Origin of the sequence: Mesorhizobium sp. M0217 (assembly GCF_040321955.1) — a bacterium.
In the GTDB taxonomy this organism is placed as follows: domain Bacteria; phylum Pseudomonadota; class Alphaproteobacteria; order Rhizobiales; family Rhizobiaceae; genus Mesorhizobium.
Genome location: NZ_JAMYSN010000007.1, coordinates 142568 through 155439, shown reverse-complemented (window position 1 = coordinate 155439; position 12872 = coordinate 142568). Strand labels below are relative to the sequence as shown.

Genomic DNA, 12872 nt, shown 5'->3' with positions numbered 1-12872 from the left:
CGCGAAATAATTCGAACCGAGCGGTTCGATTGCTCTTGATATGGGCCTGCTTTAGCGCTATGTCAACGTTCGCATCGAACCGAACGGTTCAGTATAACACATTTTCCTTATGTAGCTACGGTAGCGAGATATCATGTCCTCGAACACGTCAACCACCGCCGAAGTCCGCCCCTTTCCCCACGCCAAGGTCTCGCCGGTTATCGAAGCGCCGGAAGCGCCCATCAAGCCTGCCGCCGAAGTTTTGGCCGAGGTGCCGGCCAAGAAGAAGCGGTCGGCTCGCTCGTTCATGCTGCCGATCATCGGCCTCGCTCTGCTCAGCGCCGGCGCCTGGTATGGCTATAATTACTGGACCGACGGCCGGTTCCTGATCTCGACCGACGATGCCTATGTCCAGGCCGACATGTCGTTCGTCTCGCCGAAGATTTCCGGCTATGTCGATCAAGTCAAGGTCTCGGAGAACCAGCAGGTCAAGGCCGGCGATCCGCTGCTGACGATCGAGGACGGCGACTACAGAATAGCCGTTGCCCAGGCGGAGGCGCAGATCGCCACGCTGGCCAAGACGCTCGACCGTATCGACGCGCAGACCAAGGCGGCGCACGCTTCGCTGCAACAGGCGCAGGCGCAGAAGGTCGCCGACCAGGCGGCAGCCGACAATGCCGCTCGTGCCCAGCAGCGCGCCGCGCAACTGGTCAAGACGCATGTCGGCACGCAGGCGCAATTGGACGACGCCCAGACCGCTCTCGACCAGGCCAATGCAGCCCTCGTCGGCGCCGACGCGCAGATTGCAGCCGCACAGGCCAATATCGGCGTGTTCGAAGCGCAGCGCGCCGAATCGGCCAGCACGCTGGCTTCGCTGCGGCTGAACCGCGACAAGGCCGCGCGCGATCTGTCCTTCACCGTGCTCAAGGCGCCTTATGACGGCGTCGTCGGCAACCGCTCGGTCGAGCAGGGCGACCTCGTCAGCCCCGGCCAGAAGCTCGCCGTCGTGGTGCCGCTGGACAAGCTCTACATCGTTGCCAACTTCAAGGAGACGCAGCTGGCCAAGCTGATGCCCGGCGAGAAGGTGCGGGTCTCGGTGGACGCCACGGACGGCCATGATTTCGAAGGCACGGTGTCGTCGCTGGCGCCGGCTTCGGGTGCGGTGTTCTCGCTGCTGCCGCCGGAAAATGCCACCGGCAACTTCACCAAGGTGGTGCAGCGCATCCCGGTTCGCATCGACGTGCCGGCCGATGTGCTGAAGGCCGGCAGGCTGCGCGCCGGCCTGAGCGTCGTCGTCGCCGTCGACAGCCGCACGGCTCCGGCCGCGGCGAACTGAGCGGCCGCAAGGGGATAACGCCATGGCAACCGCAACCATAACAGCAGGAGCGGCCCCTGCCATGCCGGCGGTGCCGACGACCATCTCGACGCGCCGCCTCATCGCCTTCCTGGCGATGGTGTTCGGCATGTTCATGGCGATCCTCGACATCCAGATCGTCTCAGCCTCGCTGGCCGAGATCCAGGCCGGCCTCAGCGCCAGTTCCGATGAAATCCCATGGGTGCAGACCGCCTATCTGATCGCCGAAGTGGTGATGATCCCGCTGTCGGGCTTCCTCAGCCGGATGCTGTCGACGCGCGTGCTGTTTGCAGGCGCCGCGGCCGGCTTCACGGCGGCCAGCGCGCTGGCCGCGACCGCCACCAACATCGACCAGATGATCGTCTACCGCGCCATCCAGGGCTTTATCGGCGGCGGCATGATCCCGAGCGTTTTCGCCGCCGCCTTCACCATCTTCCCGCCGTCGCGCCGCGCCATGGTGTCGCCGATGATCGGCCTGGTGGCGACGCTGGCGCCGACCATCGGCCCGACCGTCGGCGGCTATATCAGCCATGCCATGTCGTGGCACTGGCTGTTCCTCATCAATGTCATTCCAGGCATTCTGGTGACGGTTACGACCTGGACCCTGATCGATTTTGACAAGCCCAATCTCGGCCTGTTCAGCAAGTTCGACTGGTGGGGCCTTGCCGGTATGGCGGCATTTCTCGGCTGCATGGAATATGTGCTCGAGGAAGGTCCGAACCATGACTGGCTGCAGGAACAGGCCGTGTTCATCTGCGCCATCATCATGGTTGTCGGTGCGGCGCTGTTCTTCTGGCGTGCCTTCACCGCCGAGGAGCCTATCGTCGATCTCAGGGCCTTCACCAACGTCAATTTCGCCTTCGGTTCGCTGTTCTCCTTCGTCATCGGAATCGGCCTGTACGGTCTGACCTATCTCTATCCAGTGTTCCTCGGACGCATCCGCGGCTACGATTCCTTGATGATCGGCGAAGCCCTGTTCGTCAGCGGCCTGGCGATGTTCGTCACTGCGCCGATTTCCGGCATCCTGTCGAGCAAGATGGATTTGCGCATCATGATGATGATCGGGCTGTTCGGTTTCGCTGCCGGCACATGGTGGATGACGCATCTGACCGCCGACTGGGATTTCTGGGAATTGCTGATCCCGCAGATCCTGCGCGGCAGCTCGATGATGCTGTGCATGGTGCCGATCAACAACATTGCGCTCGGCACCTTGCCGCCGGACCGGCTGAAGAACGCGTCGGGCCTGTTCAACCTGACCCGCAACCTCGGCGGTGCGGTCGGCCTTGCCGTCATCAACACCGTGCTGATCGATCGCAGCGCCTTCCACTACGCCAGGCTGGCCGAGCATGTGGAATGGGGCAGTGCGGCGGCGCAGACCAAGCTGCAGAACATGACGCTCGACTTCCAGCAGACTCCCGGCCTCGACGCCACCAAGGCCGCGATCTCCAAACTGTCGGGCATGGTCCAGCAGCAGGCGTCGCTGCTGTCGTTCATGGATGTGTTCACCATGCTGACCGTGCTGTTCGCGACCATGGCGGTCTTCACCCTGGTCATCGCCAAGCCGGCGCCGCCCGCGGGCAGCGGTGGCGGAGGCCATTGAGCGCGCCGGACCCCCCGCCTGGCGCCCTCATGTGTGACCCCGGAAATCACCCCCGATTTCCGGGGTCACGCTTAAGCATCGATCGTTGTCAAGCTCCTTGGTCGAACACCCGGCGCGCTATGCTGCGGCAGGCGGCCCAAACCATTTGGTCAGCGAGTCGGTTAGCCCGGCTGCTTCAGGGCCGCCGACCCAGGCCACATAACCGTCAGGCCGGACCAGCACTGCGCGTGGGGCTTCGACTGCCCCCAGCACCGGAAGCTCCCATGCGCCATCGTAGCTGGCGTCGACCAGCTGAATCCGCTCCACCCACTGGCCGATACCAAAAGCGCCGGGCTCACCAAGATTAAGCAGCAGCGGCCGAGCGTCATGCAGCAGGGCGAAAACCGGCAGCGGACCGGCAGCGGTGACGAGGTCGAGATCCGGCATGCGACGCCCCAGCAGCGGATGCCCCTCGCCAAGATCGTAGTGGATGTCCAGGCCGGATAACATGCCGGCAAAACGCTTGCGCGGTTCTTCCATGCCGAGAAGTTCCGACACTGTATCGCGCAGCGCCTTGGTGCGCTCGTCTTCGCGACGGAGCACGACCGACGCCATGGTGTTTTTCATCACACGCGCGGCAATCGGGTGGCGCTCTGCCTGGTAGCTGTCGAGCAGGCTTTCGGGCGCAGTTTTCCTGACCACCTGGGCAAGTTTCCAGCCCAGATTAACCGCGTCCTGCACGCCGGTCTGCAGCCCCTGTCCACCGTCCGGTGGATGCACGTGCGCGGCGTCGCCTGCCAGCAGCACCCGCCCCTTGCGGTATGCGGCTGCCTGCCGGGTCATGTCGGTGAAGCGGGCCAGCGATGTCGGATTGTGGACGCCATAATCGGTGCCGTAGACGGCAATGAGCGCCTCGCTGAGATCGCGCAAAGTTGGCTCGCCGCCAGCCCCGACCTCGCGCTCGGTCACCAGCACCCGTACCGTACCGTCTTCCAGTCTGCTGAGGCCGTGAATTCCGATGGCATCGCGGTGGATACCCCATTGCGGCTCTTCTGTTACCTCGATCTCGGCGATCAAATTGCTGGTTGTCGGCTCGGAACCGGGGAACTCGATGCCCCCCGCCTTGCGCACGAGGCTTCTGCCGCCGTCGCAGCCGACAAGATAATCGGCACGAAGCGACCCGCCATCTGTCAGCGCGACATCGACGCCGCCTGCATCCTGCACGAAGCCTGTCACCTCGCGGCCACGGTAGACCGTGACGCCAAGTTCATCGACCCAGCAGGCAAGGATGCGCTCTATGTGCTTTTGCCACAGCGCCAGCCCGTAATTGTGGCGGGTGGGGAAGTCGCTGATATCAAGCGAAACGCCGGCGAAGCCTGCGACCTGTGCGGTCTGGCCTTGCGACAGGAACCGATCGGCAATGCCGCGCTGGTCGAAGATCTCGATGGTGCGCGAATGCAGGCCGCCCGAGCGCGCGCCGGCGAGGTCCTGGTTCTCGCGCCGCTCGACGATGGCCACATCGATGCCGGCCAGGGAAAGCTCGCCGGCCAGCATCAACCCGGTCGGGCCGCCGCCGGCGATCACCACGGAATGGGATATTCGCGGCCGGTCCGCATCAACACCGTCGGTCGATTTGGCGGTCGATTTGGGCTCGCCGTCGCGAGCCCGTGCTTTGGTTGGTTGCATAGGTTCTGGCCCTCTCGTTAGGGCTGCGGAATCTACGCATAAAAAGCCGTCTGCCAATTCTTGAAGTTGACTGTTTTCGCCCCATTTCAGGAGATACGAGGCGGTCGTCACACCGGCTCCAAATCCCCCACCCCGCTAAAAGACGCCGAACGGTCAGGCAGTGGCCGGCTTGAAGCTGAGCGCAACGCCGTTGATGCAATGGCGCAGGCCGGTGGGTGCGGGACCGTCATCGAAGACATGGCCGAGATGACCGCCGCAGCGGCGGCAATGGACCTCGGTGCGGGTCATGCCCAGCGAACGGTCCTCGGTCTTGCCGACGGCGTTGGCAATCTCCTGCCAGAAGCTCGGCCAGCCGGTGCCGGACTCGAACTTGGTGTCTGAGGGGTAGACCGGCAGGTCGCAACCGGCGCAGGCGAAAATGCCCTTGCGATGCTCGTTCAGCAGCGGGCTGGTGCCGGGATACTCGGTGCCTTCCTTGCGCAGCACGTTGAAGGCTTCGTCGGACAGGATGGCGTGCCATTCGGCGTCGGTCTTGGTGACCTCGAAGGTTTCGGCAGCCTTAGCGGGCCCGCCCATGCGCAACGTTGCCGCCGCGCCGGCCACGGCAGCGATGGCGGCGCCGCTCAAAAGCAAATCTCGACGGTTCATGACAGAAATCCTCCTGCGGGTTGTTTTGCCAAATTTGGCCGCCACTGGAAAATCAAAAGCCGGTGACGGTTGTCCTGCAAACGAACGCTCCACACCGGCTCCGCGCTTGTTGCGGACGGGATGGAGCGCTCGGTCGTTTGCTCGGCCCACGGGGGCGGGGCCGCGCAATCTGCAGGAGCTTACCGCCTGTTCGTCGGCGGCAGGGGCTTTGTTACATCTTCGGCAGCAGGACCTTGTCGATGACGTGGATGACGCCGTTCGACTGCTCGACATCGGCGATCGTGACATTGGCGACATTGCCGTTCTCGTCGGCTACGGTGACCTTGCCGCCATCGGCCTTGAGCGACAGCTCGCAGCCGCCGACCGTCTTGACCTTGTGGGTGCCGCCATCGGCCTTGGCCATCGAGGCGACATCGGCGCCCATCGCCTTGGCGCCGATGACATGGCAGGTCAGGATCTTGGTGAGCTTGTCCTTGTTCTCGGGCTTGAGCAGCGACTCGACCGTGCCAGCCGGAAGCGCGGCGAAGGCCTCATTGGTCGGCGCGAAGACGGTGAACGGGCCGGCGCCCTGCAGCGTCTCGATCAGGCCGGCAGCCTTGACGGCGGCGACCAGTGTCGTGTGATCCTTCGAATTGACGGCGTTCTCGACGATGTTCTTGTTGGCGTACATGGCGGCGCCGCCAACCATCGGATTCTCGGCATAGGCGATTGTGGCGAGGGCGGAGACGGCAATGGTACCGGCGAGCAAAAGGGTGGCGATTCTACGCATAGTGTTCGAACTCCTCGGGGTTATTGTTTCCTCTTTCGGAACAGAGGAGATACGAAATAGAACTGCCTGAGTTTCCGCGCGCCGGGAAAAATTTCCTTTATTTTGTCGGCGAATTAATCTCCCAGATCGAACCTCTAATCTCCAGCAGCGTATCCAAAACGAAAACAGCGGAAGATGTACTTCCGCTGTCTTCATTGTCACGTCATGGTTTTACGATCTATCAGATGCCCTTCAGGTCGCCCGCGGCAACGACCGGTCCGGTCGGCTGTCCCGTCGTCGAACCGCCCGTCGGCTCGACGCTGACAGCAAGCACGGCGCCTTGCGCCAGCTTCTGCTGCACGGCCGGGGTAACCGGGATATGGGCGACCTGGCCGGCGGGGATGACGCCCATCGAGACCGGCGCATTCTTGCCTTCGATCATCCACAGTTCGAAGTCCTTGCCGGCGGCGCGTTCGCCCGAAACCAGCGACAGGCCGACATCGCGGCGGGAAGCGTCGTAGACGACAAGGTATTTGACATCGCTGCCTTCGGCAGCCAGCGAGGCGACGAGGCGCTCCTGCGGCACGACGACCGGCGACCTGACGTAAGGCACGGCGACATAGAGCACCAGGGCCGCGAGAGCCGCTGCGGTGAGGCCGCGCCAGAAGCTAAGGCTGGACCACAGGCTGCCGCTCGGGGCCGTCGTCGACGCCGCGGTGGAGGAGAACAGCCGGCGATCGATAGCCGGCTTGATGGTGGCCGGCGGCTCTACCTCAGCATAAGCGGCAGCCATCGGCGAGAGGTTTACTTCCCAGGAATCGACGAGACGGGCAAAGCCGGTCTCCGCGTCGATGCGTCCGGAGGCTATCTGGCGCTCATCCGCCGGCAGCACGCCGAGAACGTATTCGGCTGCGAGCAGGTCGTCGCCTCCACGTTCCGGTCCATTTTCTTCTGCCAGGGTCATCTTTCCAGACATTCTCTAAGTTTCAACAGGCTGCGGCGCAGCCATGTCCGCATCGTGTTGAGCGGAACCTTGTGACGTTCCGCGAGCTCGGCGTAACTTTCGCCGTTCAAATAAGCACCCCGAACGGCTTGCGCCCGGTCTTGTTCCAACTCTTCAAGGCACTGATAGATGCGCTCGGATTCACCGCCCGCAACAACCATAGCCTCTGGCCCCGGACCGGGGTCAGCCACGTCGAGCGCGGCATCGATATCGGCAGCGGGCTTGCGTCGCGACCGGATGCGATCAATCGCATGATTGCGTGCTATGGCCACCAGCCAGGAGATTGGGCTTAGATCGGAAACAGCGAAACGGTCCGCCTTCGTCCACACTTTGACGAAGACCTCTTGCAGCGCTTCTTCCGCATCTCCGCGATCCTTCAATACACGAAGGCACACGCCGAAAAGTTTCGCACTGGTTTGCCGGTAAAGCAGATCGAACGCAGTCCGATCCTTCGTCGAGGTCCGGACAATCAGGGTGGAGATATCCTGCGGCGTCATACGGACAAGCTAAGCGATCACGATTTATTTGCAAAGGCAGAAATCTTGTTGTCCACGCAATCGATGTCCGCGCCCGATCGCCAGTAATCGCCGGTCGGTTGCCAAGGAAATCGGCTGTCGTTAGCCTCCCGCAGATAGGGGAACAGCAATGTCGGCCGAACGGATGCTGTGGGAGAACGATGCGACCGGCTTGGCAGAGCTGTTGCACAGAGGCGAGATCTCGCCGCCAGACCTTGTCGATGCTGCGATCGCGCGCGCCGAGGCAACCCGATCATTGCGCATCCGCCGCTTGCCTGAGGCGCCATGGACCCGAAGGGGGCCGACGAGCTCATCGAAAACCTGCTCGACAAATTGCATTTGACCCGTCTCTTGGAGATCAGATCCTTGTTTGGGCAATTGATGGACAAGAGCCTGTGGTTCACCACTGGCCGGCGATCCAGAATGTCAGCGGCCAGCCGTCGATCGCGCTGCCGGTCCATGTCACCGATGCCGGCCTGCCGCTCGGCATCCAGGCCGTCGGCCGCCCCGGCGACGAGCAGGACGCTTTTGTCGCTTGCTGCGCAGATGGAGAAGGTTTCCGGGTGGCTGACGCGGCGGGCGCCGCTCAAGGTGCCGGCCTGATCCGGCAGATTTCATCATCGTGATAGCAAAGCTGTTTGCGGCCTGGGCCAATTCCCGCTAAGACGCCGCCGTCCTTACCCACATCCAAGGAACCATGCCGATGACGGAGATCACCGCCACCGCCGAAATGCAGGCCGCCCTGCTCTCGCGGGCCCTGCCCTATATGCAGCGCTACGAGCACAAGACGGTGGTGGTGAAATATGGCGGTCATGCCATGGGCGATATCGAGCTCGGCAAGGCTTTCGCCCGTGACATCGCGCTGCTGAAGCAGTCCGGCGTCAACCCGATCGTCGTCCATGGCGGCGGGCCGCAGATCGGCGCCATGCTGGCCAAGATGGGCATCGAATCCAAGTTCGAAGGCGGACTGCGCGTCACGGATCAGAAGACGGTCGAAATCGTCGAGATGGTGCTGGCCGGTTCGATCAACAAGGAGATCGTCGCGCTGATCAACGCCGAGGGCGAATGGGCGATCGGCCTGTGCGGCAAGGACGGCAACATGGTGTTCGCCGAAAAGGCGCGCAAGACCATGATCGACCCGGATTCCAACATCGAGCGTGTGCTCGATCTCGGTTTCGTCGGCGAACCGGTCGAAGTCGACCGCACCCTGCTCGACCTGCTGGCGCGCTCCGAAATGATCCCGGTGCTGGCGCCGGTGGCGCCCGGCCGCGATGGCCATACCTACAACATCAATGCCGACACCTTCGCCGGCGCCATCGCCGGCGCCTGCCAGGCGACGCGCCTTTTGTTCCTGACCGACGTGCCCGGCGTGCTCGACAAGAACAAGAAGCTGATCGACGAGCTGACGGTGGCCGAAGCCAAGGCGCTGATCAAGGACGGCACGGTGTCGGGCGGCATGATCCCCAAAGTCGAGACCTGCATCGAGGCGATCGAGCGCGGCGTCGAAGGCGTCGTCATCCTCAACGGCAAGACGCCGCATGCGGTGCTTCTGGAACTGTTCACCGAACACGGCGCCGGCACGCTAATCGTGCCCTGATCGGCAACTGGCTTGGCGGCCAGTTGGTCGGCTGGCCAGCCCTTAGGCAGGCTGGGGCAGGCGCGCGATGACCTTTATCTCGAAGTCGAAGCCGGCTAACCAGTTGACGCCGACCGCCGTCCAATTGGTGTAGGGCGGTTCACCGAACACCTTCAGCCGAACGGCATCGATCACGGGCCATTGCGTTGCCGGATCGGTGTGGAAGGTGGTCACGTCGACTATATCGTCGAACGTGGCGCCCGCTGCTTTCAGCACTGCCGCGAGATTGTCGAAGGCAAGCTGGACCTGCTTTTCGAAGACAGGTTCGGGCGACCCGTCCTCGCGGCTGCCGACCTGGCCCGAGACAAACAAAAGATCGCCCGATCGGATTGCAGCAGAATAGCGATTGATCTCGTAGAGAGCCTGCCTGCCGGCAGGAAAGATCGCGTCACGTTTGGTCATTTTCACTCCATTGTCCGGGGCACTCACATACGTCCCGTATGCATGAGGTGGGTACATACGCCGCGTATGTCAATACGCATACGGTACGTATCTATGAATGGCAGCGAGCCGGTCAGGTGCCGGCCGAGATCGCGACAGCCGCTTCGGCCGGCTTGAGCGGCGGGCGCATGACGACCATGGATTCCTCATCGGCATCCTGCGGCGCGCCCCAGAACTCAGCCAGCGTCGGACCATCCTTGAGGCGGCGGTCGCGGGCCAGGAAACCCCAGACCTCGCGGAACCACACGCGGCGGCCCATTTGGGTGTACCAGCGCATCGAATGGCGCTGTTCGGGATCGGGGTGGAAGAGAATGCGCGCCAGCGCCTTCGGCCGCGACTGCACCGCGACCTCGATCAGCTTGACCGAGAAGAACAGCATCCACGGTTTCAGCCGGGTCATCTGCAGCACCTGGTGCTTGTAGTCCCACAGCCGGGCATCCGTCTGGATCACCTTGCGGTCCTTGGCGATGCGGAAGAACGGCGTCCAGCGGTGCGGCGTGACATAGAGCGCCTGGATCTGGTCGGGGTCGTAGGCAAGCAGCTGGCGAAAGCCGCGCCACAGATCGCGAAAGGTCTCATCCTCGAACCCCGCCACCCAGGTCGCCATGGACAGTATGCCATGCTGGCGGAGCAGCCGGATCGCCTCGCGGTCGGATGAGGTGCTGCCGCCCTTGCGGATCAGTTGAAGCGTCTGCTGGTCGGTGTTTTCCATGCCGAGCAGCCAGCGGATGACGCCGGCCTTGCGATAGAGGTGCAGGATGTCGGCATCGCGCACGATGTCGTCGGCCCGGGTCGAGCCGACGATCAGCACCGGCACGTTCTCGGCGATCAGCGCATCGAGAAAGGCGCGCCAAACCTTCTTCGATACGGTCGGGTTTTCGTCGGCGAGGTTGATCAGTTCGACGCCGTGCTGGCGGTGCAGCCAGGCAATCTCCTGCGCAAATTTTTTGGGGTCGCGGTGCCGCCAGCGGGTCCAGAAACCGCGCTGGCCGCAATAGTTGCACAGATGCGGGCAGCCCCGCGAAAACTGCATGACCACGGCGCGCTTGCCGCCCCAATAGCTGTAGCGGCGGTGATCGATCAGCTCCCAGCTGACGCGGTACTCGTCCAGATTGGCAGTGGTCCCGGCCGGCCGCGTCGCGAAGGGGCGGCCGAGATCGTCGCGATAGGCGATACCCGCGACATCGCCCAGCGGCCGGCGATTGTCCAGTGCCACGACCAGGGCAAGGATGGTTGCCTCGCCCTCGCCGCGCACGATGAAGTCGAAGACATCGCTCGCCGCCAATATGTCGCGCCAGTGATAGGTCGGGAACACGCCGCCATAGATCACCAGCGTCGCCGGCTCGAGCGCCTTGACCATGCGGGCGATCGCGAGCGCGGTGGGATGCGCCGAGGTCGAGCCGGAGTGGCCGATCAGGATGCAATCGGGCTGGCCGCTGAGCGCATCGCGCACCAGAGTTTCCAACGGCATCGGCCCGAATTCGGCATCGACCCGCCGGACTTTATGGCCGGCGTCGATAAGCGGGCCGCCCAGTGCCAGCAGGCCGAGCGGTGGCAGATGGTCATCGGGCACGCGGCTGCCGATGGCGGTGTGGGGCGGATTGATCAGCACGATGTTCATGACGGACCTTTGAGCGACGGTCCGCATGGCTTAGCCGGCGTTTCAGTTTCGCATTTGGGCTCCGTTCAGCAGTTTGCGTGCAGCTTTTCCGCAGAAATGGCGATGCGTGTCCTACCGCCTGAGGTGGGCGAGCGGCACGTGGCCCGGGCCCTTGATGTTCTGCAGCACCAGCTGGGTGTGAACGTCGCGCACGCCGGCAAGGCGCATCAGGCGGTGCATGACGAAGGCGTTGAGTTCGTCGACCGACGGCACCATGACGTGCAGCAGGAAATCGTGGTCGCCGGTCATCGTCCAGCATGACGACACTTCGTCCATGCGTTGCACGGCGGCGATGAAGGTTTCGGGCGAACCGTCGCTGTGGCTGGTGAGGCGCACCTGGATGAACACCTCGACCATCAGGCCGACGGCGCGGCGGTTGAGCACGGCGGCAAAGCCCTTGATGATGCCGGCCTCCTGCAGCGCCTCGAAGCGGCGGGCGCAAGGCGTCGTCGACAGGCCGATCTCCTGCGCCAGTTCGGACACGGGCTTGCGTCCATCGCGCTGAAGAACATCCAGCATCTTGATCTCGAAATCGTCGAACTGAGGCATTTTCACTCTCTTTCAGCTTCTGCTTGGTGATTTTTACCTCAAATCATGGACCCAAGCCATCATCAAAGCTGAATTGCCTCGCCGGCCGCCGCTAGACTCTGCGGACAGATTCAAGTGTCACGATCAGGGGAGAAGAACCATGACGACGATGAGTGTTGCCGAATATGCCCGTGATTGCGCGGCGCAAGGCCTGCGTGGCGACTATTCAGTGTGCCGTTCCGACTTCACCGTGGCGCAGGGCTACAACTACAGCGCCGACGAACAGGCGGTGTGGCGCACGTTGTGCGACCGGCAGACCAAGCTGACGCAGAAGCTGGCGCACCATTCCTATCTCGATGGGATCGCCGCACTCGGCCTGCTCGACAAGATCCCGGATTTCGGCGCGGTCTCAGACAAGCTGCGCAAGCTGACCGGCTGGGAAATCGTCGCCGTGCCTGGGCTCATCCCGGCCGCGCCCTTCTTCGACCATCTCGCCAACCGGCGCTTTCCGGTGACCAACTGGCTGCGCACCAAGGACGAGCTCGACTACATCGTCGAACCCGACATGTTCCACGACTTCTTCGGCCATGTGCCCATCCTGACGCAGCCGGTGTTTGCCGACTTCATGCAGATGTATGGCGAAAAGGCCGAGAGCGTGATTGCGCTGGGCGGTGACGAGATGATCACCCGTCTCTACTGGTACACCGCCGAATACGGGCTGATACAGGAGGAGGGCCAGAAGCTGAAAGCTTTCGGCGCCGGGCTGATGTCGTCGTTCACCGAATTGCAGTTCGCCGTCGCGAGCCCGGACGCGCACCACGTGCCCTTCGACCTCGAAACGGTGATGCGCACCGGCTACGAGATCGACAAGTTCCAGCGCGCCTATTTCGTGCTGCCGTCCTTCGACGTGTTGCGCGATGCGTTCCGGACCGCCGATTTCAAGGCGATCGTCGCCCGCCGCAAGGGGCAGCCGGCGCTGGATCCAGCGACGGTTTAGCAAATCCTGAAGGGTTTGCGCGGCACCTACCCCCACCCTTAATCCCTCCCCACAAAGGAGGACGGAGATCTCGTTGGCGCTGATTTCCGAGGGTTTCG

14 protein-coding genes are annotated in these 12872 nt (G+C 63.2%); 5 read left to right on the top strand and 9 right to left on the bottom strand.

What is annotated here, in order from left to right; genetic code table 11:
• Positions 1-133 precede the first annotated feature (133 nt).
• Both NKJ18_RS14510 and NKJ18_RS14505 read left to right on the top strand, forming a co-directional pair.
• Entirely contained in the window at positions 134-1315 is a 1182-nt protein-coding gene (locus tag NKJ18_RS14510) for an HlyD family secretion protein (RefSeq protein WP_352758498.1), read from the top strand.
• A 22-nt stretch (positions 1316-1337) separates the two neighbouring features.
• Positions 1338-2933, top strand: coding sequence for a DHA2 family efflux MFS transporter permease subunit (locus NKJ18_RS14505; protein WP_031215512.1), 1596 nt, complete (start codon positions 1338-1340; stop codon positions 2931-2933).
• A gap of 117 nt (positions 2934-3050) precedes the next feature.
• Here the strand turns inward: NKJ18_RS14505 and NKJ18_RS14500 are convergent, their stop codons facing one another.
• The 6 genes from NKJ18_RS14500 to NKJ18_RS14475 form a co-directional block, all read right to left on the bottom strand.
• Positions 3051-4598, bottom strand: coding sequence for an FAD-dependent monooxygenase (locus NKJ18_RS14500; RefSeq protein ID WP_352758496.1), 1548 nt, complete (start codon positions 4596-4598; stop codon positions 3051-3053).
• Positions 4599-4751: 153 nt separating this feature from the next.
• Positions 4752-5246, bottom strand: coding sequence for a peptide-methionine (R)-S-oxide reductase MsrB (gene msrB / locus NKJ18_RS14495; RefSeq protein WP_031215510.1), 495 nt, complete (start codon positions 5244-5246; stop codon positions 4752-4754).
• A gap of 211 nt (positions 5247-5457) precedes the next feature.
• Positions 5458-6015: a fasciclin domain-containing protein gene (locus NKJ18_RS14490; RefSeq protein ID WP_023752344.1), complete on the bottom strand. Its 558-nt coding sequence runs from the start codon at positions 6013-6015 to the stop codon at positions 5458-5460.
• A 220-nt stretch (positions 6016-6235) separates the two neighbouring features.
• Complete coding sequence (locus NKJ18_RS14485; protein ID WP_023736962.1) at positions 6236-6958, bottom strand: anti-sigma factor; 723 nt, start codon at positions 6956-6958, stop codon at positions 6236-6238.
• Positions 6955-7494 carry a sigma-70 family RNA polymerase sigma factor gene (locus NKJ18_RS14480; protein WP_084023687.1) on the bottom strand — a complete coding sequence of 180 codons (540 nt, stop codon included), beginning with the start codon at positions 7492-7494 and terminating at the stop codon, positions 6955-6957. Before NKJ18_RS14480 ends, NKJ18_RS14485 begins: the two co-directional genes overlap by 4 nt.
• A gap of 120 nt (positions 7495-7614) precedes the next feature.
• Positions 7615-7851: a hypothetical protein gene (locus NKJ18_RS14475; protein ID WP_023696029.1), complete on the bottom strand. Its 237-nt coding sequence runs from the start codon at positions 7849-7851 to the stop codon at positions 7615-7617.
• A 56-nt stretch (positions 7852-7907) separates the two neighbouring features.
• Between NKJ18_RS14475 and NKJ18_RS14470 the strand changes: the two genes are divergently transcribed.
• Both NKJ18_RS14470 and argB read left to right on the top strand, forming a co-directional pair.
• On the top strand, positions 7908-8138 hold the full coding sequence (locus tag NKJ18_RS14470; RefSeq protein ID WP_023696030.1) for an amidase family protein: 231 nt from the start codon (positions 7908-7910) through the stop codon (positions 8136-8138).
• A gap of 77 nt (positions 8139-8215) precedes the next feature.
• On the top strand, positions 8216-9109 hold the full coding sequence (argB, locus tag NKJ18_RS14465) for an acetylglutamate kinase (RefSeq protein WP_013528489.1): 894 nt from the start codon (positions 8216-8218) through the stop codon (positions 9107-9109).
• A gap of 42 nt (positions 9110-9151) precedes the next feature.
• Here argB and NKJ18_RS14460 read toward each other — a convergent pair whose 3' ends face one another.
• The 3 genes from NKJ18_RS14460 to NKJ18_RS14450 form a co-directional block, all read right to left on the bottom strand.
• Positions 9152-9550 carry a RidA family protein gene (locus NKJ18_RS14460; protein WP_023687463.1) on the bottom strand — a complete coding sequence of 133 codons (399 nt, stop codon included), beginning with the start codon at positions 9548-9550 and terminating at the stop codon, positions 9152-9154.
• A gap of 112 nt (positions 9551-9662) precedes the next feature.
• Positions 9663-11210, bottom strand: a complete 1548-nt coding sequence (gene bchE / locus NKJ18_RS14455; protein WP_352758493.1) for a magnesium-protoporphyrin IX monomethyl ester anaerobic oxidative cyclase — start codon at positions 11208-11210, stop codon at positions 9663-9665.
• Between the two features lie 111 nt (positions 11211-11321).
• On the bottom strand, positions 11322-11798 hold the full coding sequence (locus NKJ18_RS14450) for an Lrp/AsnC family transcriptional regulator (RefSeq protein WP_023687465.1): 477 nt from the start codon (positions 11796-11798) through the stop codon (positions 11322-11324).
• Between the two features lie 139 nt (positions 11799-11937).
• On the opposite strand from NKJ18_RS14450, the gene phhA reads away from it, so the two are divergent.
• Complete coding sequence (gene phhA, locus NKJ18_RS14445; protein ID WP_352758492.1) at positions 11938-12774, top strand: phenylalanine 4-monooxygenase; 837 nt, start codon at positions 11938-11940, stop codon at positions 12772-12774.
• The last annotated feature ends 98 nt before the right edge of the window (positions 12775-12872 follow it).

Excerpts from the sequence above, each read along its gene's own strand:
- bchE (WP_352758493.1), bottom strand. The coding sequence starts at position 11,210 with ATGAACATCGTGCTGATCAATCCGCCCCACACCGCCATCGGCAGCCGC.
- argB (WP_013528489.1), top strand. The coding sequence starts at position 8,216 with ATGACGGAGATCACCGCCACCGCCGAAATGCAGGCCGCCCTGCTCTCG.
- NKJ18_RS14490 (WP_023752344.1), bottom strand. The coding sequence starts at position 6,015 with ATGCGTAGAATCGCCACCCTTTTGCTCGCCGGTACCATTGCCGTCTCC.
- NKJ18_RS14485 (WP_023736962.1), bottom strand. The coding sequence starts at position 6,958 with ATGACCCTGGCAGAAGAAAATGGACCGGAACGTGGAGGCGACGACCTG.
- NKJ18_RS14460 (WP_023687463.1), bottom strand. The coding sequence starts at position 9,550 with ATGACCAAACGTGACGCGATCTTTCCTGCCGGCAGGCAGGCTCTCTAC.
- NKJ18_RS14480 (WP_084023687.1), bottom strand. The coding sequence starts at position 7,494 with ATGACGCCGCAGGATATCTCCACCCTGATTGTCCGGACCTCGACGAAG.
- NKJ18_RS14510 (WP_352758498.1), top strand. The coding sequence starts at position 134 with ATGTCCTCGAACACGTCAACCACCGCCGAAGTCCGCCCCTTTCCCCAC.
- phhA (WP_352758492.1), top strand. The coding sequence starts at position 11,938 with ATGACGACGATGAGTGTTGCCGAATATGCCCGTGATTGCGCGGCGCAA.
- NKJ18_RS14505 (WP_031215512.1), top strand. The coding sequence starts at position 1,338 with ATGGCAACCGCAACCATAACAGCAGGAGCGGCCCCTGCCATGCCGGCG.
- NKJ18_RS14500 (WP_352758496.1), bottom strand. The coding sequence starts at position 4,598 with ATGCAACCAACCAAAGCACGGGCTCGCGACGGCGAGCCCAAATCGACC.
- NKJ18_RS14450 (WP_023687465.1), bottom strand. The coding sequence starts at position 11,798 with ATGCCTCAGTTCGACGATTTCGAGATCAAGATGCTGGATGTTCTTCAG.
- NKJ18_RS14475 (WP_023696029.1), bottom strand. The coding sequence starts at position 7,851 with ATGCAATTTGTCGAGCAGGTTTTCGATGAGCTCGTCGGCCCCCTTCGG.
- msrB (WP_031215510.1), bottom strand. The coding sequence starts at position 5,246 with ATGAACCGTCGAGATTTGCTTTTGAGCGGCGCCGCCATCGCTGCCGTG.